19 protein-coding genes are annotated in these 24,033 nt (G+C 64.0%); 17 read left to right on the forward strand and 2 right to left on the reverse strand.

What is annotated here, in order from left to right:
• Positions 1–8: 8 nt before the first annotated feature.
• Entirely contained in the window at positions 9–1,307 is a 1,299-nt protein-coding gene (argA, locus tag POF53_RS00205) for an amino-acid N-acetyltransferase (protein ID WP_110734217.1), read from the forward strand.
• A 207-nt stretch (positions 1,308–1,514) separates the two neighbouring features.
• Here argA and POF53_RS00210 read toward each other — a convergent pair whose 3' ends face one another.
• On the reverse strand, positions 1,515–2,795 hold the full coding sequence (locus tag POF53_RS00210; RefSeq protein WP_498965797.1) for a glutamine synthetase family protein: 1,281 nt from the start codon (positions 2,793–2,795) through the stop codon (positions 1,515–1,517).
• 763 nt (positions 2,796–3,558) lie between these two features.
• Here POF53_RS00210 and POF53_RS00215 point away from each other — a divergent pair.
• From POF53_RS00215 to POF53_RS00245, 7 genes are all read left to right on the forward strand, one after another.
• A complete protein-coding gene (locus POF53_RS00215; protein ID WP_028688542.1) occupies positions 3,559–4,917 on the forward strand; it encodes a glutamine synthetase family protein in 1,359 nt (452 codons plus the stop codon).
• 48 nt (positions 4,918–4,965) lie between these two features.
• Positions 4,966–6,327, forward strand: a complete 1,362-nt coding sequence (locus tag POF53_RS00220) for an aspartate aminotransferase family protein (protein WP_498965799.1) — start codon at positions 4,966–4,968, stop codon at positions 6,325–6,327.
• Between the two features lie 168 nt (positions 6,328–6,495).
• A complete protein-coding gene (locus POF53_RS00225) occupies positions 6,496–7,593 on the forward strand; it encodes a polyamine ABC transporter substrate-binding protein (RefSeq protein ID WP_232854989.1) in 1,098 nt (365 codons plus the stop codon).
• A gap of 161 nt (positions 7,594–7,754) precedes the next feature.
• Complete coding sequence (locus tag POF53_RS00230; protein ID WP_498965801.1) at positions 7,755–8,849, forward strand: polyamine ABC transporter substrate-binding protein; 1,095 nt, start codon at positions 7,755–7,757, stop codon at positions 8,847–8,849.
• A gap of 57 nt (positions 8,850–8,906) precedes the next feature.
• Entirely contained in the window at positions 8,907–10,049 is a 1,143-nt protein-coding gene (potA, locus tag POF53_RS00235) for a polyamine ABC transporter ATP-binding protein (RefSeq protein ID WP_110734228.1), read from the forward strand.
• Positions 10,046–10,966, forward strand: coding sequence for an ABC transporter permease subunit (locus POF53_RS00240; protein WP_498965803.1), 921 nt, complete (start codon positions 10,046–10,048; stop codon positions 10,964–10,966). Before potA ends, POF53_RS00240 begins: the two co-directional genes overlap by 4 nt.
• Entirely contained in the window at positions 10,963–11,856 is an 894-nt protein-coding gene (locus tag POF53_RS00245) for an ABC transporter permease subunit (protein ID WP_203649594.1), read from the forward strand. The genes POF53_RS00240 and POF53_RS00245 overlap by 4 nt, the downstream gene beginning before the upstream one ends.
• 88 nt (positions 11,857–11,944) lie before the next feature.
• On the opposite strand, the gene POF53_RS00250 is transcribed toward POF53_RS00245, so the two are convergent.
• Positions 11,945–13,111, reverse strand: coding sequence for an AAA family ATPase (locus tag POF53_RS00250; RefSeq protein ID WP_232854991.1), 1,167 nt, complete (start codon positions 13,109–13,111; stop codon positions 11,945–11,947).
• Between the two features lie 140 nt (positions 13,112–13,251).
• On the opposite strand from POF53_RS00250, the gene POF53_RS00255 reads away from it, so the two are divergent.
• From POF53_RS00255 to POF53_RS00295, 9 genes are all read left to right on the forward strand, one after another.
• Entirely contained in the window at positions 13,252–14,340 is a 1,089-nt protein-coding gene (locus tag POF53_RS00255; RefSeq protein ID WP_203649598.1) for an efflux RND transporter periplasmic adaptor subunit, read from the forward strand.
• Positions 14,337–15,404 carry an efflux RND transporter periplasmic adaptor subunit gene (locus POF53_RS00260; protein ID WP_203649600.1) on the forward strand — a complete coding sequence of 356 codons (1,068 nt, stop codon included), beginning with the start codon at positions 14,337–14,339 and terminating at the stop codon, positions 15,402–15,404. Before POF53_RS00255 ends, POF53_RS00260 begins: the two co-directional genes overlap by 4 nt.
• The gene (locus tag POF53_RS00265; RefSeq protein WP_232854994.1) at positions 15,401–18,466 is read left to right on the forward strand and encodes an efflux RND transporter permease subunit; all 3,066 of its coding nucleotides are present in this window, start codon (positions 15,401–15,403) and stop codon (positions 18,464–18,466) included. The genes POF53_RS00260 and POF53_RS00265 overlap by 4 nt, the downstream gene beginning before the upstream one ends.
• 259 nt (positions 18,467–18,725) lie before the next feature.
• The gene (gene oscA / locus POF53_RS00270) at positions 18,726–18,908 is read left to right on the forward strand and encodes a sulfur starvation response protein OscA (protein ID WP_016489716.1); all 183 of its coding nucleotides are present in this window, start codon (positions 18,726–18,728) and stop codon (positions 18,906–18,908) included.
• 48 nt (positions 18,909–18,956) lie between these two features.
• The gene (locus tag POF53_RS00275; protein ID WP_186732399.1) at positions 18,957–19,964 is read left to right on the forward strand and encodes a sulfate ABC transporter substrate-binding protein; all 1,008 of its coding nucleotides are present in this window, start codon (positions 18,957–18,959) and stop codon (positions 19,962–19,964) included.
• 185 nt (positions 19,965–20,149) lie between these two features.
• Entirely contained in the window at positions 20,150–20,968 is an 819-nt protein-coding gene (gene cysT / locus POF53_RS00280) for a sulfate ABC transporter permease subunit CysT (protein WP_110734244.1), read from the forward strand.
• 12 nt (positions 20,969–20,980) lie between these two features.
• The gene (gene cysW / locus POF53_RS00285) at positions 20,981–21,853 is read left to right on the forward strand and encodes a sulfate ABC transporter permease subunit CysW (protein ID WP_234560613.1); all 873 of its coding nucleotides are present in this window, start codon (positions 20,981–20,983) and stop codon (positions 21,851–21,853) included.
• Between the two features lie 3 nt (positions 21,854–21,856).
• Positions 21,857–22,846 carry a sulfate/molybdate ABC transporter ATP-binding protein gene (locus tag POF53_RS00290; RefSeq protein ID WP_011536261.1) on the forward strand — a complete coding sequence of 330 codons (990 nt, stop codon included), beginning with the start codon at positions 21,857–21,859 and terminating at the stop codon, positions 22,844–22,846.
• 386 nt (positions 22,847–23,232) lie between these two features.
• Positions 23,233–24,030, forward strand: coding sequence for an energy transducer TonB (locus POF53_RS00295; RefSeq protein ID WP_498965809.1), 798 nt, complete (start codon positions 23,233–23,235; stop codon positions 24,028–24,030).
• Positions 24,031–24,033: the final 3 nt, after the last annotated feature.

A 24,033-nucleotide genomic window follows, 5' to 3' on the forward strand; every position in this document is an offset into this window, starting at 1 on the left:
GCCCTGTCATGCCCGATTACGTCAACTGGCTGCGTCATGCGTCTCCCTACATCAACGCCCACCGCGACTGCACCTTCGTGGTCATGCTCCCCGGTGACGGCGTCGAACACCCGAACTTCGGCAACATCGTCCACGACCTGGTGCTGCTGCACAGCCTCGGCGTGCGCCTGGTGCTGGTCCATGGTTCGCGCCCGCAGATCGAAAGTCGCCTGGCCGCGCGCGGCCTGACCCCGCACTACCATCACGGCATGCGCATTACCGACGCGGCGACGCTCGACTGCGTGATCGATGCGGTCGGCGCCCTGCGCCTGGCCATCGAGGCGCGCCTGTCGATGGACATGGCGGCCTCGCCGATGCAGGGCTCGCGCCTGCGGGTGGCCTCCGGCAACCTGGTCACGGCACGGCCGATCGGTGTGCTCGAGGGGGTCGACTACCACCACACCGGCGAAGTGCGCCGGGTCGACCGCAAGGGGATCAACCGCCTGCTCGACGAGCGCTCCATCGTGCTGCTGTCGCCGCTGGGCTATTCGCCGACCGGCGAGATCTTCAACCTCGCCTGCGAGGACGTGGCCACCCGCGCCGCCATCGAGCTGGGTGCCGACAAGCTGCTGCTGTTCGGCGCCGAGCCGGGCCTGCTGGACGCCCATGGCCAGCTGGTGCGCGAACTGCGGCCACAACACATTGCGCCGCACCTGCAGCGCCTGGGCAGCGACTACCAGGCCGAGCTGCTGGATGCCGCCGCCGAGGCCTGCAAGGGCGGCGTGGCGCGCAGCCATATCGTCAGCTATGCCGAGGACGGCGCGCTGCTGACCGAGCTGTTCACCCGTGGCGGTGGCGGCACGCTGGTGTCCCAGGAGCAGTTCGAGGTGGTGCGCGAGGCGACCATCGAGGATGTCGGCGGCCTGCTGGAGCTGATCAGCCCGCTGGAAGAGCAGGGCATTCTGGTGCGCCGTTCGCGCGAGGTGCTGGAGCGGGAGATCGAGCAGTTCAGCGTGGTCGAGCGCGAGGGCATGATTATCGCCTGCGCGGCGCTGTACCCGATTGCCGACTCCGAGGCCGGGGAGCTGGCGTGCCTGGCGGTGAACCCGGAGTACCGGCATGGCGGGCGTGGCGACGAACTGCTCGAGCGCATCGAGGAGCGGGCGCGCAAGCTGGGGCTCAATACCCTGTTCGTGTTGACGACCCGGACTGCGCACTGGTTCCGTGAGCGCGGCTTCGCACCCAGTGGTGTGGAGCGGCTGCCGGCGGCGCGGGCGTCGCTGTACAACTACCAGCGTAATTCGAAGATCTTCGAGAAGCCGCTCTGACAGCAAATACGGCCCCTGTAGGAGCGGCCTTGCCGAGGCGTCGGACCGGCCGGAAAGGGCCGCGCAGCGGCCCCGGCAATTTCAGAATTGATGCACAAATCTTGGGGGCGCTTCGCACCCCTTTCGCGGCGCAAGGCCGCTCCTACACATGGATGGGTGTATCTGCGGGCCAAAGAAAAACGCCGCCCTTGTGGGCGGCGTTTTCGTTTACACGGTGTGCAGGTACCAGTTGTACTCGAGGTCGGAGATCGAATGCTCGAACTCCTCCAGCTCGCTCTCCTTGCACGCGACGAAGATGTCGATGTACTTCGGATCGATGTACTTGTTGAGGATCTCGCTGTCGTCCAGCTCGCGCAGGGCATCACGCAGGTTGTTCGGCAGGCTCTGCTCCAGCTGCTCGTACGAGTTGCCTTCGATCGGCTCGCCCGGTTCGATCTTGTTGGTCAGACCATGGTGCACGCCGGCCAGCACGGCCGCCATCATCAGGTACGGGTTGGCGTCGGCGCCGGCCACCCGGTGCTCGATGCGCACGGCATCAGGCGAGCCGGTCGGCACGCGCAGGGCCACGGTACGGTTGTCCAGGCCCCAGCTCGGTGCGTTGGGCACGTAGAACTGCGCACCGAAACGGCGGTACGAGTTGACGTTCGGGCAGAGGAACGCCATCGAAGCGGGCAGGGTCTCGAGCACACCGCCGACAGCGTGACGTAGCGCGGCGTTCTGCTCGGGATCCTCGCTGGTGAAGATGTTGTTGCCATCCTTGTCCAGCACGGAAATGTGTACATGCAGGCCGTTGCCTGCCTGGCCCGGGTAGGGCTTGGCCATGAAGGTGGTGTCCATTTCATGGTCGTAGGCGATGTTCTTGATCAGGCGCTTGAGCAGTACTGCGTAGTCACAGGCCTTGAGCGGGTCGGCGACGTGGTGCAGGTTGACTTCGAACTGCGCCGGGGCGCTTTCCTTGACGATGGCGTCGGCCGGGATGCCTTGTTCTTTCGCGCCTTCGAGGATGTCCTGCAGGCAGTCGGCGTATTCGTCGAGGTCGTCGATCAGGTACACCTGGGTCGACTGCGGGCGCTTGCCCGAGATCGGCGAGCGCGGCGGTTGTGGACGGCCGTTCACGTTCTCCTGGTCGATCAGGTAGAACTCCAGCTCGAACGCGGCGCAGATGGTCAGGCCCATGTCGGTGAACTTGCTCACCACCTGGCGCAGCACTTCACGCGGGTCGGCGAAGAACGGCTCGCCTTCGATTTCGTGCATGGTCATCAGCAGCTGCGCGGTCGGGCGCTTCTGCCAGGGTTCGTTGGAGAGGGTGCCGGGGATGGGGTAGCAGATGCGGTCGGCGTCGCCGATGTCCAGGCCAAGGCCGGTGCTTTCGACGGTCGAACCGTTGATATCCAGGGCGAAGAGGGAGGCAGGCAGGTTGATGCCTTTCTCGTAAACCTTGTGGAGGCTGGTGCGCTCTATGCGCTTGCCGCGCACCACACCATTCATATCTGCAATCAGAAGGTCAACGTAGAGAACCTCAGGATGTTCCTTAAGGAACGCGTTCGCTTCGTTAAGCTGAACGGCACGCGGGGGTACCGACATGATGCAACACCTTTGTTGTTAAAAATATCAATCAAGGGGGGCTTGCAACCCCAGTCAATCGGAAAGACCAGGTGAAGTCAAGCCAAGCCCATGATGCCCTTAAATGGCACATCTACGGCAGATTTGCTGCATATCGGGGCGTGCCATTATCCGCTATTTTCGCCCTGAAGGGTTATCCCGAGCGGGGCGTGTTTTATTTTTTACGGAGAGGTTGTGTAAAAAAATGAACGAGGATAAGCTCGGTCACAACCCAGAACACAATAATACGAGGGTCACATGGTCCGCTTGCCGAGACCTGTCAGCGCCGCATGCACGGTGCGTTCAGGTACATCTCCCGGTTGCCGTCCGGTCATCGCACGCCTGCATCGAAAGGGCGCCGCGCTGGCCGCAATAATTGACGGTTCGCGTAAAAAAGCCATACCTCGTAACGCTTTACCGCTACACCTCCTTTCCTTCTGCCCTTCGCTTTCTGCTCGGACACGCGCTCGCGGTGTGTATCCGCTGTGGTCCCGCGCGTGGGGTTTTGCTTTAGCCATGCACAGCATCCAGAATCAAGGCGCGGGCCTTTCCAGGCCCCTCGGCGCCCTGCGCGCCGACTTTGCCCGACGCCTGGCGTCAGTGGCCGCCGGTTGCCTGCAACCGCGCCACATTACCTCCTGAGGTATTTATGAGTCACAACCTCGACCAGCTCACCGATTGGTTGAAAGAGCACAAGATCACCGAAGTGGAATGCCTGATCAGCGACCTGACCGGCATCACCCGCGGCAAGATCTCGCCCACCAACAAATTCATCGCCGAGAAAGGCATGCGCCTGCCCGAGAGCGTGCTGCTGCAGACCGTGACCGGCGACTACGTCGACGACGACATCTATTACGAACTGCTCGACCCGGCCGACATCGACATGATCTGCCGCCCTGACGAGAACGCGGTGTTTCTCGTGCCATGGGCCATCGAGCCGACCGCCCAGGTGATCCACGACACCTACGACAAGAAGGGCAACCCGGTCGAGCTGTCGCCGCGCAACGTATTGAAGAAGGTCCTGAAACTCTACGCCGACAAGGGCTGGCAGCCGATCGTCGCGCCCGAGATGGAGTTCTACCTCACCAAGCGTAGCGAAGACCCGGACTTTCCGCTGCAGCCGCCGGTGGGGCGTTCCGGCCGCCCGGAAACTGGCCGACAGTCGTTCTCCATCGAGGCGGCCAACGAATTCGACCCGCTGTTCGAAGATGTCTACGACTGGTGCGAACTGCAGCAGCTGGACCTCGACACGCTGATCCACGAAGACGGCACCGCGCAGATGGAAATCAACTTCCGTCACGGCGATGCCCTGCACCTGGCCGACCAGATCCTGGTGTTCAAGCGCACCATGCGCGAGGCCGCGCTCAAGCACAACGTGGCCGCCACCTTCATGGCCAAGCCCATGACCGGCGAGCCGGGCAGCGCGATGCACCTGCACCAGAGCGTGGTCGACGTGGCCACCGGCAAGAACATCTTCTCCAACGCCGACGGCAGCATGAGCGAGCTGTTCCTGCACCATATCGGCGGCCTGCAGAAGTTCATCCCCGAGGCGCTGCCGCTGTTCGCCCCCAACGTCAACTCGTTCCGCCGCTTCCTGCCGGACACCTCGGCGCCGGTGAACGTCGAGTGGGGCGAAGAGAACCGTACCGTCGGCCTGCGCGTGCCGGATGCCGGCCCGCAGAACCGCCGGGTCGAGAACCGCCTGCCGGGCGCCGACGCCAACCCCTACCTGGCCATCGCCGCCAGCCTGCTGTGTGGCTACATCGGCATGGTCGAGGGCATCGAGGCCAGCGCGCCGGTGCAGGGCCGTGGCTACGAGCGGCGCAACCTGCGCCTGCCGCTGACCATCGAGGACGCCCTGGAGCGCATGGAGAACAGCCGCGCGCTGGTGCAGTACCTGGGCAAGAAATTCATCACCGGCTACGTCGCCACCAAGCGCGCCGAGCATGAGAACTTCAAGCGCGTCATCAGCTCCTGGGAGCGTGAGTTCCTGCTGTTTGCTGTGTGATCAACCCTGAGGCCGCCTGTGGGCGGCCACCGGAAAATGGAGAGGCACATGAGCGTCAACAACCCGCAAACCCGTGAATGGCAAACCCTGAGCGGCGAGCACCACCTTGCACCCTTCAGTGACTACAAGCAGCTGAAGGAGAAGGGGCCGCGCATCATCACCAAGGCGCAGGGCGTGCATTTGTGGGACAGCGAGGGGCACAAGATCCTCGACGGCATGGCTGGCCTGTGGTGCGTGGCGGTCGGCTATGGCCGCGAAGAGCTGGTGCAGGCGGCAGAAAAGCAGATGCGCGAACTGCCGTACTACAACCTGTTCTTCCAGACCGCCCACCCGCCGGCGCTGGAGCTGGCCAAGGCGATCACCGACGTGGCGCCCGAGGGCATGACCCATGTGTTCTTCACCGGCTCCGGTTCCGAGGGCAACGACACCGTGCTGCGCATGGTTCGCCACTACTGGGCGCTCAAGGGTAAACCGCACAAGCAGACCATCATCGGCCGCATCAACGGCTACCACGGCTCCACCTTCGCAGGTGCGTGCCTGGGCGGCATGAGCGGCATGCACGAGCAGGGCGGCCTACCGATCCCAGGCATCGTGCATATCCCGCAGCCGTACTGGTTCGGCGAGGGTGGCGACATGACCCCGGACGAGTTCGGCGTGTGGGCGGCCGAACAGCTGGAGAAGAAAATTCTCGAAGTCGGCGAGGACAACGTCGCCGCGTTCATCGCCGAGCCGATCCAGGGCGCGGGTGGGGTGATCATTCCGCCGGACACCTACTGGCCGAAGGTCAAGGAGATCCTCGCCAAGTACGACATCCTGTTCGTCGCCGACGAAGTGATCTGCGGTTTTGGTCGCACCGGCGAGTGGTTCGGCTCCGACTACTACGACCTTGCGCCCGACCTGATGACCATCGCCAAGGGCCTGACTTCCGGTTACATCCCCATGGGCGGTGTGATCGTGCGTGACAAAGTGGCCAAGGTGATCAGCGAAGGCGGCGATTTCAACCACGGCTTCACCTACTCCGGCCACCCGGTGGCGGCGGCGGTGGGCCTGGAAAACCTGCGCATCCTGCGTGACGAGAAGATTGTCGAGCGTGCCCGCACCGAAACGGCACCGTATTTGCAAAAACGACTGCGTGAGCTGCAGGACCACCCGCTGGTGGGCGAGGTACGCGGCCTGGGCCTGCTCGGCGCGATCGAGCTGGTCAAGGACAAAGCTACCCGCAGCCGTTACGAGGGCAAGGGTGTGGGCATGGTCTGCCGCAACTTCTGCTTCGAAAACGGCCTGATCATGCGCGCCGTGGGCGACACCATGATCATCGCCCCGCCGCTGGTGATTACCCATGCCGAGGTGGACGAACTGGTGGAAAAGGCGCGCAAGTGCCTGGATTTGACGTACGAAGCGATCAAATGACGGTCTGCTAGGCTGGCGAGGTGACATTAAGTCGTTACAAGGCCCTGCTTTGGTTGAAACAGCGCCTTGTAACTTGCCAGACTAACGGCTGTTTAGTCGCCCAACGCGCGTCCCGTGGTACCTGGCTGCTGAACAGATGGCTTGATAATAAATTCTGGAGCATTACGCATGAAGAAATTGGGCAAGACGTTGCTGGCCGCCGCCCTGATGGGTGCCATGGCCACCGCTGTTCAGGCTGACGACAAGGTGCTGCACGTTTACAACTGGTCGGACTACATCGCACCAGAAACCGTGGCCAAGTTTGAGAAGCAGACCGGCATCAAGGTGGTCTACGACGTCTTTGACAGCAACGAGACCCTGGAAGCCAAGCTGCTGGCGGGCAAGTCGGGTTACGACATCGTCGTGCCGTCCAACAACTTCCTGGCCAAGCAGATCAAGGCCGGCGTATATCAGGAACTGGACAAGAGCAAACTGCCGAACTGGAAGAATCTTGACGAAGACTTGCTCAAGGCCGTCGGCGACGCCAGCGACCCAGGCAACAAGCACGCCTTCCCGTACATGTGGGGCTCCATCGGTATTGGCTACAACCCGGAGAAGGTCAAGGCCGCGTTGGGCGTGGACAAGATCGACTCGTGGGACGTCGTGTTCAAGCCCGAGAACATCGCCAAGCTCAAGAGCTGCGGCGTGAGCTTCCTGGATGCGCCGACCGAAATGATTCCGGCCGCCCTGCACTACCTGGGCAAACCGACCGCCAGCAAGGACAAGGCTGATCTGAAAGCCGCTGAAGATCTGTTCCTTAAGATCCGTCCTTCGATTACCTACTTTCACTCGTCCAAGTACATTTCCGACCTGGCCAACGGCAATATTTGCGTAGCCGTCGGCTACTCGGGCGATCTGGAGCAATCCAAGGCCCGTGCTCATGAGGCCGGTGACAAGGTCAAGCTGGCCTACACCATTCCGAAAGAAGGTGCCGGTACCTTCTACGACATGGTTGCGATTCCGAAAGATGCCGAGAACGTCGACGCCGCCTATCAATGGATGAACTTCCTGCTGCAGCCGGAAGTCATGGCCGAGATCACCAATGCTGTGCGCTTCCCCAACGGTAACAAGGCGGCCACGCCGCTGGTGGACAAGGACATCACCAGCGACCCGGCCATTTACCCGTCGGCTGAAGTGAAGAAGCAGCTGTATGCGATCTCTGACCAGGATGCAGGCACCCTGCGCCTGATCACCCGCAGCTGGACCAAGATCAAGTCGGGCAAGTAAGCCCGATGCAAGGCCCTCTGGGCCGGGGTTTCCCGGCCCAGAGGCAGGTAACGGCAAATAAGTTTGCGGCATCCACGCCGTGAAGGTAAGTTGCGCGCCGGTTTTGCGTGTGCGGCCGAGTTTTTCCGCCACTTGAGGCACTGATTGTGAGGACCACCCACTTGTCTATTTCTGTTTTTCGCAAGGCCTTGATGGCTGGAGCGGGTCTGACGCTGGCTTACAGCGTCCAAGCGGCGCCCACGGTGCACATCTACAACTGGTCCGACTACGTCGGCCCGAATACCCTCGCCGAGTTCCAGAAGGAAACCGGCATCACCCCGAAATACGACGTCTTCGACAGCAACGAGACGCTGGAAGGCAAGCTGCTGGCCGGACGTACCGGCTATGACGTGGTCGTGCCGTCCAACCATTTCCTCGGCAAGCAGATCAAGGCGGGCGCGTTCCAGAAGCTCGACCGCAACCTGCTGCCCAACTACGCGAACCTCGACCCGGCGCTGATGAAGCGCCTGGAAAAGAACGATCCGGGCAACCTGTACGCCGTCCCCTACCTGTGGGGCACCAATGGCATCGGCTACAACGTCGAGAAGGTCAAGGCGGTACTGGGCACCGACCAGATCGACTCCTGGGCGGTGCTGTTCGAGCCCGAGAACATGAAGAAGCTCAGCAAATGCGGCGTGGCCTTCCTCGACTCGGCCGACGAGATGCTCCCGGCGGTGCTCAACTACATGGGCCTGGACCCAAACAGCAGCAACCCCAAGGACTACCAGAAGGCGGAAGAGAAACTGCTGGCCGTGCGCCCGTACGTGACCTACTTCCACTCCTCGAAGTACATCTCCGATCTCGCCAACGGCGATATCTGCGTGGCCGCCGGTTTCTCCGGCGACGTGTTCCAGGCCAAAGCCCGCGCCGAAGAGGCGAAAAAGGGCGTGAAACTGGCCTACGCCATTCCCAAGGAAGGCGGCAACCTCTGGTTCGATGTGCTGGCGATTCCCAAGGACGCCCGCAACGTCAAGGAGGCCCACGCCTTCATCAACTATTTGCTGAAACCTGAGGTGATCGCCCAGGTCAGTGATTACGTCGGTTACGCCAACCCGAACCCCAAGGCTGGCGACCTGATGGACCAGGCCGTGAGGACTGACGCCGCGGTTTACCCACCGCAGGAAGTGCTGGACAAGATGTTCGTCAACGCCGAGTTGCCACCCAAGGTGCAACGTTTGATGACCCGCAGCTGGACCAAGGTCAAGTCGGGCAAGTAACAATCCAGGCCCGCCAGCGCAGTGGCGGGCACATAAATCTTGTTGGGAGTTTCACTCATGGCAGTTGCCTCCGGTGCCTATAAGAAAGCCCTCGAGGGTGGCCAGCAACCCAAGCAGGTGCTGGTCAAGATCGACCGGGTCACGAAAAAATTCGACGAAACGGTAGCCGTGGACGATGTGTCCCTGGAAATCCGCAAGGGTGAGATCTTCGCCCTGCTGGGCGGCTCCGGGTCCGGCAAATCGACCTTGCTGCGCATGCTGGCCGGCTTCGAGCGTCCGACCGAAGGGCGGATCTTCCTCGATGGCGTCGACATCACCGACATGCCGCCCTACGAGCGGCCGATCAACATGATGTTCCAGTCCTACGCGCTGTTCCCGCACATGACCGTGGCGCAGAACATCGCCTTCGGCCTGCAGCAGGACAAGATGCCCAAGGCCGAGATCGACGCCCGCGTGGCCGAGATGCTCAAGCTGGTGCACATGACCCAGTACGCCAAGCGCAAGCCGCACCAGCTGTCCGGTGGCCAGCGCCAGCGCGTGGCCCTGGCCCGTTCGCTGGCCAAGCGTCCGAAATTGCTGCTGCTCGACGAGCCCATGGGCGCGCTGGACAAGAAGCTGCGCTCGCAGATGCAGCTGGAACTGGTGGAGATCATCGAGCGCGTGGGCGTGACCTGCGTGATGGTGACCCACGACCAGGAAGAGGCCATGACCATGGCCCAGCGCATCGCCATCATGCACCTGGGCTGGATCGCCCAGATCGGCAGCCCGATCGATATCTATGAAACCCCGACCAGCCGCCTGGTCTGCGAGTTCATCGGCAACGTCAACCTGTTCGAAGGCGAAGTGGTCGACGACGCCGAAGGCCATGCGGTCATCGCCAGCCCGGAGCTGGAGCGCAAGATCTACGTCGGCCATGGCGTCACCACCTCGGTCGAGGACAAGCACATCACCTACGCCCTGCGTCCGGAGAAGCTGCTGGTCACCACCGAGCAGCCGACCTGCGAACACAACTGGTCGCGCGGCAAGGTCCACGACATCGCCTACCTTGGCGGTCACTCGGTGTTCTACGTCGAGCTGCCCGGCGGCAAGATCGTCCAGTCGTTCGTCGCCAACGCCGAGCGCCAGGGCACCCGCCCGACCTGGGATGACGAAGTCTACGTGTGGTGGGAAGACGACAGCGGCGTGGTACTGCGGTCATGAAACTTCGCAAGCTCAAGCGAGCCTTCCAGCGTCTTGTTCCCGAGGGACGGCACCTGGTGATCGGTGTGCCGTTCATCTGGCTGTTCCTGTTCTTCATGCTGCCGTTCTTCATCGTCCTGAAGATCAGCTTCGCCGAAGCCGACGTGGCGATTCCGCCGTACACCGAGATCTACACCTATCTCGAAGGCAAGGTGCAGCTGGTGCTGAACCTGGCCAACTACGGCCTGCTGACCGAGGACGAGCTGTACATCGCGGCCTACCTCGGCTCGCTGAAGGTGGCCTTCTTCAGCACTTTGCTGTGCCTGTTGGTCGGCTACCCGATGGCCTACGCCATCTCCAAGGCCAGGAAGGAGTCGCAGACCGTCCTGCTGCTGCTGATCATGATGCCGACCTGGACCGCGATCCTGATCCGCGTCTATGCCTGGATGGGCATCCTCAGCAACAACGGGCTGCTCAACAGCTTCCTGCTGTGGCTGGGCCTGATCGACCAGCCGCTGCAGATCCTCAACACCAACCTGGCGGTCTATATCGGTGTGGTCTATTCGTACCTGCCGTTCATGATCCTGCCGCTGTACGCCAACCTGGTGAAACACGACGAGAGCCTGCTCGAAGCCGCATCGGACCTGGGTTCGAGCACCTTCAACAGCTTCTGGAAGATCACCGTGCCGCTGTCGAAGAACGGCATCATCGCCGGCTGCATGCTGGTGTTCATCCCGGTGGTGGGCGAGTTCGTCATCCCTGAACTGCTCGGCGGCCCGGAAACCCTGATGATCGGTAAAGTGCTGTGGCAGGAGTTCTTCAACAACCGCGACTGGCCGGTGGCGTCCGCCCTGGCGGTGGTGATGCTGGCGATCCTGATCGTGCCGATCCTGCTGTTCAACCGTAGCCAGGCCAAAGAGATGGAGGGCCGCGCATGAAACGCTTCAGTTTCTCCAAGCTGATGCTGGTGCTCGGCTTGCTGTTCATCTACCTGCCGATGCTGATCCTGGTGATCTACTCGTTCAACGCCTCGAAGCTGGTGACGGTGTGGGGCGGCTGGTCGGTAAAGTGGTACGTCGGCCTGCTCGACAACACCCAGCTGATGGGGTCGGTGATGCGCTCGTTGGAGATCGCCTGCTATACGGCGGTCGCCGCCGTGGCGCTGGGTACCCTGGCGGCTTTCGTGCTGACCCGGGTCACCCGCTTCAAGGGCCGCACCCTGTTCGGTGGCCTGGTCACCGCGCCGCTGGTGATGCCCGAGGTGATCACCGGTCTGTCGCTGCTGCTGCTGTTCGTGGCCATGGCACAGATGATCGGCTGGCCGCAGGAACGGGGCATCGTCACCATCTGGATCGCCCACACCACGTTCTGCGCCGCCTATGTGGCGGTGGTGGTGTCGGCGCGCCTGCGCGAGCTGGACCTGTCCATCGAGGAGGCGGCCATGGACCTGGGCGCCAAGCCGTGGAAGGTGTTCTTCCTGATCACCATCCCGATGATCGCGCCATCGCTGGCGGCGGGTGGCATGATGTCGTTCGCCCTGTCGCTGGATGACCTGGTGCTGGCCAGCTTCGTCTCCGGCCCGGGCTCGACCACCCTGCCGATGGAAGTGTTCTCGGCCGTGCGCCTGGGCGTGAAGCCGGAGATCAACGCCGTGGCCAGCCTGATCCTGCTGTCGGTGTCGCTGGTGACCTTCCTGGTCTGGTACTTCAGCCGCCAGGCCGAAGAGCGCCGCCGCCGTGCGATCCAGCAGGCTATCGAAGAAGGCGCCGCGGCTAACGTCTCGCAGCCGCAGACCCGCCGTCCGGCCCAGGCCGCAGCGCAGGCCTGAGCCAACCCATCGCGGGGCAAGCCCGCTCCCACGCCAATGACCGGCGTGGGAGCGGCGGTGCGCCGATGCGACTTGCCCCGCGATCTTTTCAGCCTTGGTCCGGCCAGTACCAGGCCGGTTCATCGAGCATGCCCTGCCCGACGATCCCGGTTTGTCCCAGCGTTTTCTCCAAGTGGATCGAGTTGCAGCCCTCGTCCTCCTCCAGCGCCGCCACCAGCCGGGGCGCGTGCGATACCACCCACACCTGACATTGCTGCGCCGCTCGGCGGATCAGGCGCGCCAGTGCTGGCAACAGGTCCGGGTGCAGGCTGGTTTCCGGCTCGTTGAGCACCATCATGCTCGGCGGGCGCGGCGTGAGCAGGGCAGCCACCAGCAACAGGTAGCGCAAGGTCCCGTCGGACAACTCCGCAGCGCTCAGCGGCCGCAGCAGCCCGGCCTGGTGGAAACGCAGGCCGAACAGGCCGCCAGGCTGGGCGTCGACCGCGAGCCGGGCGCCGGGAAAGGCGTCGCCCACCGCGTCCTGCAGGGCCTGCAGGTCACCGATCTCGTCGATGGTCTGCAGCGCGGCGGCGAGGTCGCGGCCGTCGTGATGCAGCACCGGCGTGCGCGTTCCCAGTCGCGATTGCCGGGCTGGGGCTTCGGCATCGGTACGGAAATGGTCGTAGAAGCGCCAGCTGCGGATCTGCTCGCGCAGATGCGGCACCTCGGGGGAGCCCTGGAGACTGCCGACCTGGTCGAACAGGCTGTCGAATTCGGTCATGTGCTGGTGCAGCACCTGCCATTGGCGACCGTCACGGGCCTTGACCATCCCTGCGTTGCGTTGCACCAGCTGGCTGGAGGGGCGGCACAGGGGGCCGGCCCAGATCGTCTCCTGCTTGATCTGCGGGTCCAGGGCGAACTGCGACCGGCTGGGTTCGGGCAGGCCGAGGCTGATCGCGTAGCCGAAGTCTTCGCTGGCAAAGCCCATCTTCAGGCGCCTGGCCTGCTGGCGTGGCCCGCCCTCCACTGGCACCTCGCCGTTGAGCATGCGCCGGGTGAGCTTCTCGGGGCCGGCCCAGAAGGTCGACTCCAGCCCGCCCTCGGCAGCCAGCGCATTGACCACACCGCCGCGGGCGGTCTCGGCCAGCAGGCGCAAGGCTTTGTACAGGTTGGACTTGCCGCTGCCGTTGGCACCGGTGATCACGTTGAGCCGCCCCAGCGGCATCACCAGCTGGTTGATCGAGCGGTAGTTGGCAATGGCCAGGGTGGTCAGCATCGGCGGTGTCCTTGAGCGTCTGGCTGGCAGTATCGCCGATAGCGCTGTGCTTTGTTGAGCCGACATCGGTGTCGTTTGTCCATCCCTGATCTACGCTTCAAACGCATCCCTCTCACCCTTTGTCGAAGCAAGGAGCCTGCATGACGGTAACGCGTCCGCCGATGGTCGTTTGCCTGGGGCTGCTGTTCATGCTTTCGGGCTGTGGCAAGGAAGAAGCTGCCCCGGTATTGCCCCGGGTCGCGGTGCAACAGGTGCAGCCCACCGACTTTGCCGCCCGGGTCACCTTGACCGGTGACGTGCAGGCGCGGGTGCAGACCGACCTTTCGTTCCGCGTAGGCGGCAAGATCATCGCCCGCGGCGTCGATGTCGGCGACCACGTCAAGGCCAACCAGGTGCTGGCGCGCCTGGATCCGAAGGACCTGCAGAACACCGTTGATTCGGCCAAGGCCGAGGTGTTCGCCGAGCAGGCGCGGGTCACCCAGACCAGCGCCGCGTTCGTGCGCCAACAGAAGCTCCTGCCCAAGGGCTACACCAGCCAGAGTGAGTACGATTCCGCGGAAGCCGCGCTGCGCAGCAGCCAGAGCGCGCTGAAGGCCGCCCAGGCGCAGTTGGCCAACGCCAACGAGCAGCTGAGTTACACGGCGCTGGTGTCCGAAGCCGACGGGGTGATCACCGCGCGCCAGGCCGAGGTTGGCCAGGTGGTGCAGGCGACCATGCCGATCTTCAGCCTGGCGGTCGATGGCGACCGTGACGCGGTGTTTAATGTCTACGAATCGCTGCTGGTGAAGTCCCCCAGTGATGAGGGCGTCGTCGTCAGTTTGCTGGACAACCCGGCGATCAAGGCCGAGGGCCGGGTCCGCGAGATCACTCCGACGGTGTCCGCCGAGAGCGGCACGGTGCAGGTCAAGGTCGCGCTGCGCAACGTGCCGGCGGGCATGCAGTTGGGCTCACCGGTCACGGCCACCGGCAACACTCAGGGCCGGCCCAGCATCGAATTGCCGTGGTCGGCGCTGACCAAGGCGCTGAAGGAGCCGGCGGTGTGGGTGGTGGGCGAGGGCGACAAGGTCGAGTTGCGCAAGGTCCAGGTGGCGCGCTACCTCACCGGCAAGGTGGTGATCGCTGACGGTATCAAGGGCGGCGAGACCGTGGTGGTGGGCGGTGGGCAGTTGCTGCACCCGGGCATGCAGGTCGAGAAGGTCAGCGCCAAGGACGGAGGGGCTGCACCATGAAACGTCAGTTGCTGATAGTGTCCGCCAGCCTGATGCTCGCTGCCTGCGGGGGCGATGAGGCGCCGCCTGAGGCGATACGCCCGGTGCTGTCGACGCTGGTCGAGCCGCAGGTACAGTCGCAGCTGGGCCGCTTTGCCGGCGCCATCCAGGCCCGCTACGAAAGCACCCTGGGGTTCCGGGTGTCCGGACGCATTGCCCGACGCTGGCTGGATGTCGGCGCCCGGGTAAGCCCTGGCGACACCCTGGCCACCCTCGACCCTACCGACCAGCAAAACCAGCTGCGCGCCGCCGAAGGCGACCTGGCCAAGGTCCAGGCGCAATGGATCAACGCCCAGGCCAATGCCCGCCGCCAGCAGCAGCTGTACGACCGTGGAGTCGGCGCCCAGGCCCAGCTGGACATCGCCCAGACCGACCTGAAGACCACCGGCGCCGCGTTGGAGCAGGCACGCTCGGCGGTCAGCCAGGCCCGCGACCAGCTCGGCTACAGCACCCTGCGCAGTGATCATGCGGCGGTGGTCACCGCCTGGCAGGCCGAGGCGGGGCAGACCGTCAGCGCCGGTCAGGCCGTGGTCACCCTGGCCCGTCCGGACGTCAAGGAGGCGGTGATCGACCTGCCGATTCCGCTCGCCGAACAGTTGAACAAGGACCTCACCTTCACCGTCGCCTCGCAGCTCGACCCAGCCATCAATACCACCGCCACGCTGCGCGAGCTCGAGCCACAGGCCGACGCCACCACCCGTACCCGTCGCGCCCGCTTGACCCTGACCAGCACGCCCGATGCCTTCCACCTGGGCACCGCGGTCAGCGTCACCCTGACCTCGGCGGTGAGCCCGCGCAGCGAGTTGCCGCTGACCGCGCTGCTCGAACGTGACGGCAAGACCCAGGTGTGGGTGGTCGATCCGCAGCAGAAAACCGTGGCCACCCGTGACGTCGCGTTGATCGAGCGTACCGCCGACAGCATCGTCCTGGCCTCCGGCGTGCAGCCCGGCGAGCGCGTGGTGACCGCTGGAGTGAACAGCCTCAAGCCCGGCCAGAAGGTCACCTTCGACGAGGACGCGCAATGAAAGGAAGCTTCAACCTCTCGGAGTGGGCGCTGAAGCACCAGTCCTTCGTCTGGTACCTGATGTTCGTCGGCCTGCTGATGGGGATCTTCTCCTACTTCAACCTCGGCCGTGAGGAAGACCCGTCCTTTACCATCAAGACCATGGTCATCCAGACCCGCTGGCCCGGCGCCACCCAGGACGAGACCCTGTATCAGGTCACCGACCGCATCGAGAAGAAGCTCGAAGAGCTCGATTCGCTCGACTACGTGAAAAGCTATACCCGCCCGGGCGAATCCACGGTCTACGTCTACCTGCGCGACACCACCAAGGCCAAGGACATCCCCGAGATCTGGTACCAGGTGCGCAAGAAGATCCAGGACATCCGCGGACAGTTCCCCGCAGGCATCCAGGGGCCCGCCTTCAACGATGAGTTCGGTGACGTGTTCGGTTCGATCTACGCCTTCACCGCCGACGGCCTCACCCTGCGCCAGCTGCGCGACTATGTCGAGGTGGCGCGGGCCGAAGTGCGCGAAGTGCCCAATATCGGCAAGGTCGAGCTGATCGGTACCCAGGACGAAGTGCTGTACCTGAATTTCTCCACCCGCAAGCTGGCCGCGCTGGGCATCGACCAGGGCCAGGCCATGCAGGCCCTGCAGCAGCAGAACGCGGTGACCCCGGCCGGGGTGATCGAGGCCGGGCCCGAGCGCATCTCGGTGCGCACCACCGGGCAGTTCGCCTCGGAGAAGGACCTGCAGACGGTGAACCTGCGCATCAACGACCGCTTCTTCCGCCTGGCCGACATCGCCGATATCGAGCGCGGCTATGTCGATCCGCCGTCGCCGATGTTCCGCTTCAACGGCCAGACCGCCATCGGCCTGGCGATCGGCATGAAGGCCGGCGCCAACATCGAGGTGTTCGGCGCGGCCCTGAAGGCGCGGATGGACCGCGTCGTCCGCGACCTGCCGGTGGGCGTTGGCGTGCACAACGTGTCCGACCAGGCGGTGGTGGTCAAGCAGGCGGTCGGCGGCTTCACCAGCGCGTTGTTCGAAGCCGTGGTGATCGTCCTGGCGGTGAGCTTCGTCAGCCTCGGCATCCGCGCGGGGCTGGTGGTGGCCTGCTCGATCCCGCTGGTGCTGGCCATGGTCTTCGTGTTCATGGAATACAGCGACATCACCATGCAGCGGATCTCGCTTGGTGCGCTGATCATCGCCCTGGGCCTGCTGGTGGATGACGCGATGATCACCGTCGAGGTGATGGTCACGCGCCTGGAGATGGGCGAGACCAAGGAGCAGGCGGCCACCTTCGCCTACACCTCCACGGCGTTCCCCATGCTCACCGGCACCCTGGTGACGGTGGCCGGCTTCGTGCCGATCGGTCTTAATGCCAGCTCCGCGGGCGAGTACACCTACACCCTGTTCGCGGTGATCGCCGTGGCCTTGCTGGTGTCCTGGGTGGTGGCGGTGTTCTTCGCACCGGTGCTGGGTGTGCACATTCTCAGCAGCAGCAAGCTCAAGGCGCACGAGGCCGAGCCCGGGCGTGTCGGCCGGGCATTCGAGGGCGGGTTGCTGTGGTGCATGCGCCACCGCTGGCTGACCATCATCGGCACGGTGCTGCTGTTCGCCCTGTCGATCTTCAGCATGCGTTTCGTGCAGAACCAGTTCTTCCCGTCGTCGGACCGGCCGGAGATCCTGGTCGACCTGAACCTGCCGCAGAACGCCTCGATCGAGGAAACGCGCAAGGTCGTCGACCGCCTGGAGGCGAGGATCAAGGACGACCCGGACCTGGCGCGCTGGAGTACCTACATCGGCCAGGGCGCGATTCGCTTCTACCTGCCCCTCGACCAGCAGTTGCAGAACCCGTACTACGCCCAGCTGGTGATCGTCAGCAAGGGCTTCGAGGAGCGCGAGGGCATGATGCAGCGCCTGCAGAAGCTGCTGCACGAGGAGTTCGTCGGTATCGGTACCAACGTCCAGTCGCTGGAGATGGGTCCACCGGTGGGTCGACCGATCCAGTACCGGGTCAGCGGCAAGGATATCGACCAGGTGCGCCGGCATGCCATCGAGCTGGCGACCCTGCTCGACAGCAACGAACACATCGGCGAGATGATCTACGACTGGAACGAGCCCGGCAAGGTGCTGCGCATCGAGATCGCCCAGGACAAGGCGCGCCAGCTGGGCCTGTCGTCCGAGGACGTGGCCAATGTGATGAACAGCATCGTCAGCGGCGTGCCGGTCACCCAGGTCAACGACAACATCTACCTGGTCAACGTGGTGGCCCGCGCCGAGGACAGCGAACGCGGCTCGCCGGATACCTTGCAGAACCTGCAGATCGTCACGCCCAGCGGCGCCTCGATCCCGCTGCTGGCCTTCGCCACCGTGCGCTACGAGCAGGAGCAGCCGCTGGTGTGGCGCCGCGACCGCAAGCCGACCATCACCATCAAGGCCTCGGTGGTCGGTGACATCCAGCCCACCGACCTGGTAGCCGAACTCAAGCCCGGCATCGATGACTTCGCCGGCAAGCTGCCGGTGGGCTACGACGTGGCCACCGGTGGTACGGTGGAAGAGAGCGCCAAGGCCCAGGGGCCGATCGCCGCCGTGATCCCGCTGATGCTGTTCCTGATGGCGACCTTCCTGATGATCCAGCTGCACAGCGTGCAGAAGCTGTTCCTGGTGGTCAGCGTCGCGCCCCTGGGGTTGATCGGCGTGGTGCTGGCATTGGTGCCCACGGGCACGCCGATGGGCTTTGTGGCGATCCTCGGGATTCTTGCCCTGGCCGGTATCATCATCCGCAACTCGGTGATCCTGGTGACCCAGATCGACGAGTTCGAGGAGCAGGGCTATTCGCCCTGGGATGCGGTGGTGGAGGCGACCAATCACCGCCGTCGGCCGATCCTGCTGACGGCGGCGGCGGCGAGCCTGGGCATGATCCCGATCGCCCGGGAAGTGTTCTGGGGGCCGATGGCCTACGCCATGATTGGCGGCATCATCAGTGCAACGCTGCTGACGCTGCTGTTCCTGCCGGCGCTGTATGTGGCCTGGTACAAGATCCGCGAGCCCGAGGACAAAACTCCGCGACCACATTGACCCTTGTAAGAGCGGCCTTGTGCCGCGATGGGCTGCGTAGCAGCCCCAGGATCTGGGCATCTTGCAGAATTGTCGGGGCTGCTGCGCAGCCCATCGCGGCGCAAGGCCGCTCTTACAGGGTATCTACCTAAAGTTGGTTATATAAACATTCTTAAACAGTATTTTTAAGAATATCCGCGCCTCACTACTATTGCCTTCAAGCCAGGCGCAAATCCCCTTCAAACCTCTGCCCGGCACCCTTACTCACAGGAGAACGAGCATGAGTGCATCTCTGCGCAGCATCGACGGTCAGGACGAAGCCACCATTCTGCGTGAAATCCAGAGCGCGCTGCGCGACCTGCGCTTCGGCGCGGTGGAGATCACCGTGCACAACGCCCAGGTGGTGCAGATCGAACGCAAGGAGAAGTTCCGCCTGCAGCAGCCCGGCAACAAGTCCGGCTGACACCGCATCACTTCAAAAACTAGAAAAATGCCAATCGGGAGCTTCACCATGTCCATCCGCCGTTATGCGCTTGCCGCCCTGGCCAGTGCCGTTTTTGCCGGTTCCGCGATCGCCAAGGACTACGAACTGCTGAACGTGTCCTATGACCCGACCCGCGAGCTGTACCAGCAGTACAACGCCGAGTTCATCAAGCACTGGCAGGCCGCTCACCCGGGCGACAAGGTGAAGATCCAGCAGTCCCACGGTGGTTCGGGCAAGCAGGGGCGCGCGGTGATCGACGGCCTGCGCGCCGATGTGGTGACCCTGGCCCTGGCCGGCGACATCGACGAGATCGCCAAGCTCGGCAAGACCCTGCCGGAGGACTGGCAGAAGCGCCTGCCGGACGCCAGCACCCCCTATACCTCGACCATCGTGTTCCTGGTGCGCAAGGGCAACCCGAAAGGCATCAAGGACTGGGGCGACCTGATCAAGAAGGACGTCTCGGTCATCACCCCCAACCCGAAAACCTCCGGCGGCGCCCGCTGGAACTTCCTCGCCGCCTGGGCCTATGGCCTCAAGGCCGGCGGCAATGAAGACAAGGCCAAGGCCTACGTGCAGGAGCTGTTCAAGCACGTGCCGGTGCTCGATACCGGTGCCCGTGGCTCGACCATCACCTTCGTCAACAACGGCCAGGGCGATGTGTTGCTGGCCTGGGAGAACGAGGCCTTCCTGGCGCTGAAGGAGGACGGCGGCGCCGACAAGTTCGAGATCGTCGTGCCTTCGCTGTCGATCCTGGCCGAGCCACCGGTGGCGGTGGTCGACAAGAACGCTGAGAAGAAGGGCAACGAAAAGATCGCCGAGGAATACCTCAAGCACCTGTACAGCCCGGCTGGCCAGAAGATCGCCGCAGAAAACTTCTACCGTCCGCGTGACGCCAAGGTCGCCGCCGAATTCGGCAAGCAGTTCCCGAAACTGGACCTGGTGACCATCGACAAGGACTTCGGGGGCTGGAAGACTGCGCAGCCGAAGTTCTTCAATGATGGTGGGGTGTTCGACCAGATCTATCAGGCACAGTAAACGCCAGGGAAAAGCGGGGCCGCTGTGCGGCCCTTTCGCGGCGCAAGGCCGCTCCTACAGGAAATCGCGTGCTGTTGTAGGAGCGGCCTTGTGCCGCGAAAGGGCTGCTCAGCAGCCCCGGGATTCAGAAGCTAGCACCAGCCCGGGAGCCTTTCCGGGCTTCGTGCGTTCAACCAGGGACCTTTATGTCACGTCGCATTTCCCCCGTCATACCCGGCTTCGGGCTGACGCTGGGCTACACCTTGGTGTACCTCAGCCTGATCGTGCTGATACCGCTGGCGGCCATGTTCATCCATGCCTCGCAGCTCACCTGGGAGCAGTTCTGGAATATCGTCAGCGCGCCACGGGTCATCGCCGCGCTGAAACTGAGTTTCGGCACCGCCCTGTTCGCCGCCATCATCAACGGTGTGATCGGCACCCTGCTGGCCTGGGTGCTGGTGCGCTATACCTTCCCCGGGCGCAAGATCATCGATGCGATGATCGACCTGCCGTTCGCCCTGCCCACCGCCGTCGCCGGCATCGCCCTGACCGCCCTGTACGCCCCGGCGGGCTGGGTCGGGCAGTTCGCCACCGACCTCGGCTTCAAGATCGCCTACACCCCCCTGGGCATCACCCTGGCGCTGACCTTCGTCACCCTGCCGTTCGTGGTGCGTACGGTGCAGCCGGTGCTGGCCGACATCCCACGTGAAGTGGAAGAGGCCGCCGCCTGCCTGGGTGCGAAGCCCTTGCAGGTGTTCCGTCATGTGCTGGCGCCGGCTTTGCTGCCAGCCTGGCTGACCGGTTTCGCCCTGGCCTTCGCCCGGGGCGTGGGCGAGTACGGTTCGGTGATCTTCATCGCCGGCAACATGCCGATGAAGACCGAGATCCTGCCGTTGCTGATCATGGTCAAGCTCGACCAGTACGACTACACCGGCGCCACCGCCATCGGCGTGCTGATGCTGGTGGTTTCCTTCATCCTGCTGCTGCTGATCAACCTGCTGCAGCGACGCATCGAAACCCCTTGAAGGAGGCCGGCAATGTCTAGTCAACCCATGAGCGCAACCGCCGCCGCCAACGCCGCCCGACGCAGCAGCGCCACCTCGCGCCGGGTGCTGATCACCCTGGCCTGGATCGTCTTCGCGCTGTTCCTGGCGCTGCCGCTGGTGATCGTGGTGTCGCAGGCGCTGAAGAACGGCTTCGGCACGTTCTTCGAAGCGATCTTCGAGGCCGACGCGTTGTCGGCATTGAAGCTGACCCTGCTGGCCGTGGCCATCTCGGTGCCGCTGAACCTGGTGTTCGGCGTGTCCGCCGCCTGGTGCGTGAGCAAGTACACGTTCCGCGGCAAGAGCGTGCTGGTAACCCTGATCGACCTGCCGTTCTCGGTGTCACCGGTGATCGCCGGCCTGGTCTACGTGCTGATGTTCGGCGCGCAAGGCCTGTTCGGGCCGTGGCTGCAGGATCACGATATCCAGATCGTCTTCGCCCTGCCGGGCATCGTCCTGGCGACCATCTTCGTCACCGTGCCGTTTGTCGCCCGTGAACTGATCCCGCTGATGCAGGAGCAGGGCACGCAAGAAGAGGAGGCCGCGCGCCTGCTCGGCGCCAACGGCTGGCAGATGTTCTGGCACGTCACCCTGCCGAACATCAAATGGGGCCTGATCTACGGCGTGGTGCTGTGCACCGCCCGGGCCATGGGCGAGTTCGGCGCGGTGTCGGTGGTGTCGGGCCATATCCGCGGCGTCACCAACACCTTGCCGCTGCACGTGGAGATCCTCTACAACGAGTACAACCACGTCGCGGCCTTCAGCGTGGCCAGCCTGCTGCTGATCCTGGCGCTCTTCATCCTGCTGCTCAAGCAGTGGAGCGAGAACCGTATTAACCGCCTGCGCCACAGCGCCGCGGAGGAATGATTCATGTCGATCGAAGTTCGTAACGTCAGCAAGCGCTTCAACAGCTTCCAGGCCCTGGACAACATCAACCTGGATATCCACAGCGGCGAGCTGGTGGCTCTGCTCGGCCCGTCCGGCTGCGGCAAGACCACCCTTTTGCGCATCATCGCCGGCCTCGAGACCCCGGACAACGGCAGCATCGTGTTCCACGGCGAGGACGTGTCCGGCCATGATGTGCGCGATCGCAACGTCGGTTTCGTGTTCCAGCACTACGCGTTGTTCCGCCACATGAGCGTGTTCGACAACGTCGCCTTCGGCCTGCGCATGAAGCCCAAGGGCGAGCGCCCGAGCGAGAGCAAGATCGCCGAGAAGGTCCATGAACTGTTGAACATGGTCCAGCTCGACTGGTTGTCCGACCGCTACCCCGAGCAGCTGTCCGGTGGCCAGCGCCAGCGTATCGCCCTGGCCCGTGCCCTGGCGGTGGAGCCCAAGGTACTGCTGCTCGACGAGCCGTTCGGGGCGCTGGATGCCAAGGTGCGCAAGGAGCTGCGCCGTTGGCTGGCGCGGCTGCACGAGGACATCAACCTGACCTCGGTGTTCGTCACCCACGACCAGGAAGAGGCCATGGAAGTCGCCGACCGTATCGTGGTGATGAACAAGGGCGTGATCGAGCAGATCGGTTCGCCCGGCGAGGTGTACGAGAAACCGGCCAACGACTTCGTCTATCACTTCCTTGGCGATTCCAACCGCCTGGCGCTGAGCGAAGGGCACCACGTGCTGTTCCGTCCGCACGAGGTGTCGCTGTCGCGCCATGAGACCGAGGGGCATCATGCCGCCGAAGTGCGCGATATCCGTCCGCTGGGTGCGACCACGCGGGTGACGCTGAAGGTGGAAGGGCAGAGCGAGCTGATCGAGGCCGAGGTGGTCAAGGATCACGACAGCCTCACCGGGCTGGCGCGGGGGGAGACGTTGTTCTTCCGGCCGAAGGTGTGGCAGAAGGTGGCGGATATCTGAGCCGGCGCTTGTGATGGAAAACCCGGGCATGGTCCCGGGTTTTTTATTGCCTGCGAGATTGCCGGGGCTGCTGCGCAGCCCATCGCGGCACAAGGCCGCTCCTACAGGGCACCGCGATCTCTTGTGTAGGAGCGGCCTTGTGCCGCGATCGAGGGCGAAGCCCTCGCGGTGAATTGATGCCTTGAACGAATATTTTGAATGCCTATAAGGCATCATTCTTGAGCTGTTCTGCGGCAGGCCGCGAACGACGCGGGCTATGGACAGACCATGAAAATCATTATTCCATTAAGGTCTAATTTTAAGTTTAAACATTTCTTTATGAGCTAAGCACCTGGCACCGATGATTCAGCCACACACCTGAATCAAGAACCCCAGGAGTTTTAGCAATGGGCAATGTCCAGACGGCCGTCAGGGCCTACGACCAGCCATGGCGCCCGGCATCGGGTGACCTGGTCGAGCTCGGACGCACGCTGCGCCTGCCGCTGGGCCAGTTGCGCCTGCAACGCACGCCGGTCAGCGGCCTCAAGCGTCGCGACAAGCTGGTGCTGGGCCTGCTGGTGCTGGTGCTGCACGGCGCGGCGGCGTACTGGGTCAGCCACCAGCCGACCCCTGAGCTGCCGGTCATCCCGCCGAAGATTCCGCCCATGACCATCGAGTTCGCCGCGCCCGCACCACCGGTAGTCGAACCGCCGCCGCCGGCCCCTGTGGTCCAGCCGCCGCCACCGCCACCAGTGGTCGACGAACTGGCTGCCAAGCCCGCGCCCAAGCCGGTCCTGAAACCCAAGCCAGTGCCCAAGCCCGTGGCCAAGCCGCAGCCCAAGCCAGTCGAGGCGCCACCGCCGAAACCGGTTGCCGCGCCATCACCCCCGGCGCCGGCACCCGCGCCACCCGCGCCTGCGCCAGTGACCCCGGCCTCGGCCAACGCCGCGTACCTGAAGAATCCGGCGCCGGAGTATCCGCAGATGGCCCAGCGCCGTGGCTGGGAAGGCACCGTGCTGCTGCGCGTGGAAGTGCTGCCCAGTGGCAAGCCAGGGCAGGTCCAGGTCCAGAAGAGCAGTGGCCGCGACGCCCTGGACGCCGCCGCATTGGCCGCGGTGAAGCGCTGGAGCTTCGTCCCGGCCAAGCAGGGCGACGTGGCCCAGGTGGGCTGGGTCAGCGTACCGATCGATTTCAAGCTTCGTTAACTT

The sequence above is a fragment of the Mitsuaria sp. RG genome (genome assembly GCF_028369275.1).
In the GTDB taxonomy this organism is placed as follows: domain Bacteria; phylum Pseudomonadota; class Gammaproteobacteria; order Pseudomonadales; family Pseudomonadaceae; genus Aquipseudomonas; species Aquipseudomonas peradeniyensis.

Bases quoted from the DNA above. Each gene is read 5' to 3' on its own strand.
- argA (WP_110734217.1), top strand. From the start codon at position 9: ATGCCCGATTACGTCAACTGGCTGCGTCATGCGTCTCCCTACATCAAC.
- POF53_RS00210 (WP_498965797.1), bottom strand. From the start codon at position 2,795: ATGAATGGTGTGGTGCGCGGCAAGCGCATAGAGCGCACCAGCCTCCAC.
- POF53_RS00215 (WP_028688542.1), top strand. From the start codon at position 3,559: ATGAGTCACAACCTCGACCAGCTCACCGATTGGTTGAAAGAGCACAAG.
- POF53_RS00220 (WP_498965799.1), top strand. From the start codon at position 4,966: ATGAGCGTCAACAACCCGCAAACCCGTGAATGGCAAACCCTGAGCGGC.
- POF53_RS00225 (WP_232854989.1), top strand. From the start codon at position 6,496: ATGAAGAAATTGGGCAAGACGTTGCTGGCCGCCGCCCTGATGGGTGCC.
- potA (WP_110734228.1), top strand. From the start codon at position 8,907: ATGGCAGTTGCCTCCGGTGCCTATAAGAAAGCCCTCGAGGGTGGCCAG.
- POF53_RS00240 (WP_498965803.1), top strand. From the start codon at position 10,046: ATGAAACTTCGCAAGCTCAAGCGAGCCTTCCAGCGTCTTGTTCCCGAG.
- POF53_RS00245 (WP_203649594.1), top strand. From the start codon at position 10,963: ATGAAACGCTTCAGTTTCTCCAAGCTGATGCTGGTGCTCGGCTTGCTG.
- POF53_RS00250 (WP_232854991.1), bottom strand. From the start codon at position 13,111: ATGCTGACCACCCTGGCCATTGCCAACTACCGCTCGATCAACCAGCTG.
- POF53_RS00255 (WP_203649598.1), top strand. From the start codon at position 13,252: ATGACGGTAACGCGTCCGCCGATGGTCGTTTGCCTGGGGCTGCTGTTC.
- POF53_RS00260 (WP_203649600.1), top strand. From the start codon at position 14,337: ATGAAACGTCAGTTGCTGATAGTGTCCGCCAGCCTGATGCTCGCTGCC.
- POF53_RS00265 (WP_232854994.1), top strand. From the start codon at position 15,401: ATGAAAGGAAGCTTCAACCTCTCGGAGTGGGCGCTGAAGCACCAGTCC.
- oscA (WP_016489716.1), top strand. From the start codon at position 18,726: ATGAGTGCATCTCTGCGCAGCATCGACGGTCAGGACGAAGCCACCATT.
- POF53_RS00275 (WP_186732399.1), top strand. From the start codon at position 18,957: ATGTCCATCCGCCGTTATGCGCTTGCCGCCCTGGCCAGTGCCGTTTTT.
- cysT (WP_110734244.1), top strand. From the start codon at position 20,150: ATGTCACGTCGCATTTCCCCCGTCATACCCGGCTTCGGGCTGACGCTG.
- cysW (WP_234560613.1), top strand. From the start codon at position 20,981: ATGTCTAGTCAACCCATGAGCGCAACCGCCGCCGCCAACGCCGCCCGA.
- POF53_RS00290 (WP_011536261.1), top strand. From the start codon at position 21,857: ATGTCGATCGAAGTTCGTAACGTCAGCAAGCGCTTCAACAGCTTCCAG.
- POF53_RS00295 (WP_498965809.1), top strand. From the start codon at position 23,233: ATGGGCAATGTCCAGACGGCCGTCAGGGCCTACGACCAGCCATGGCGC.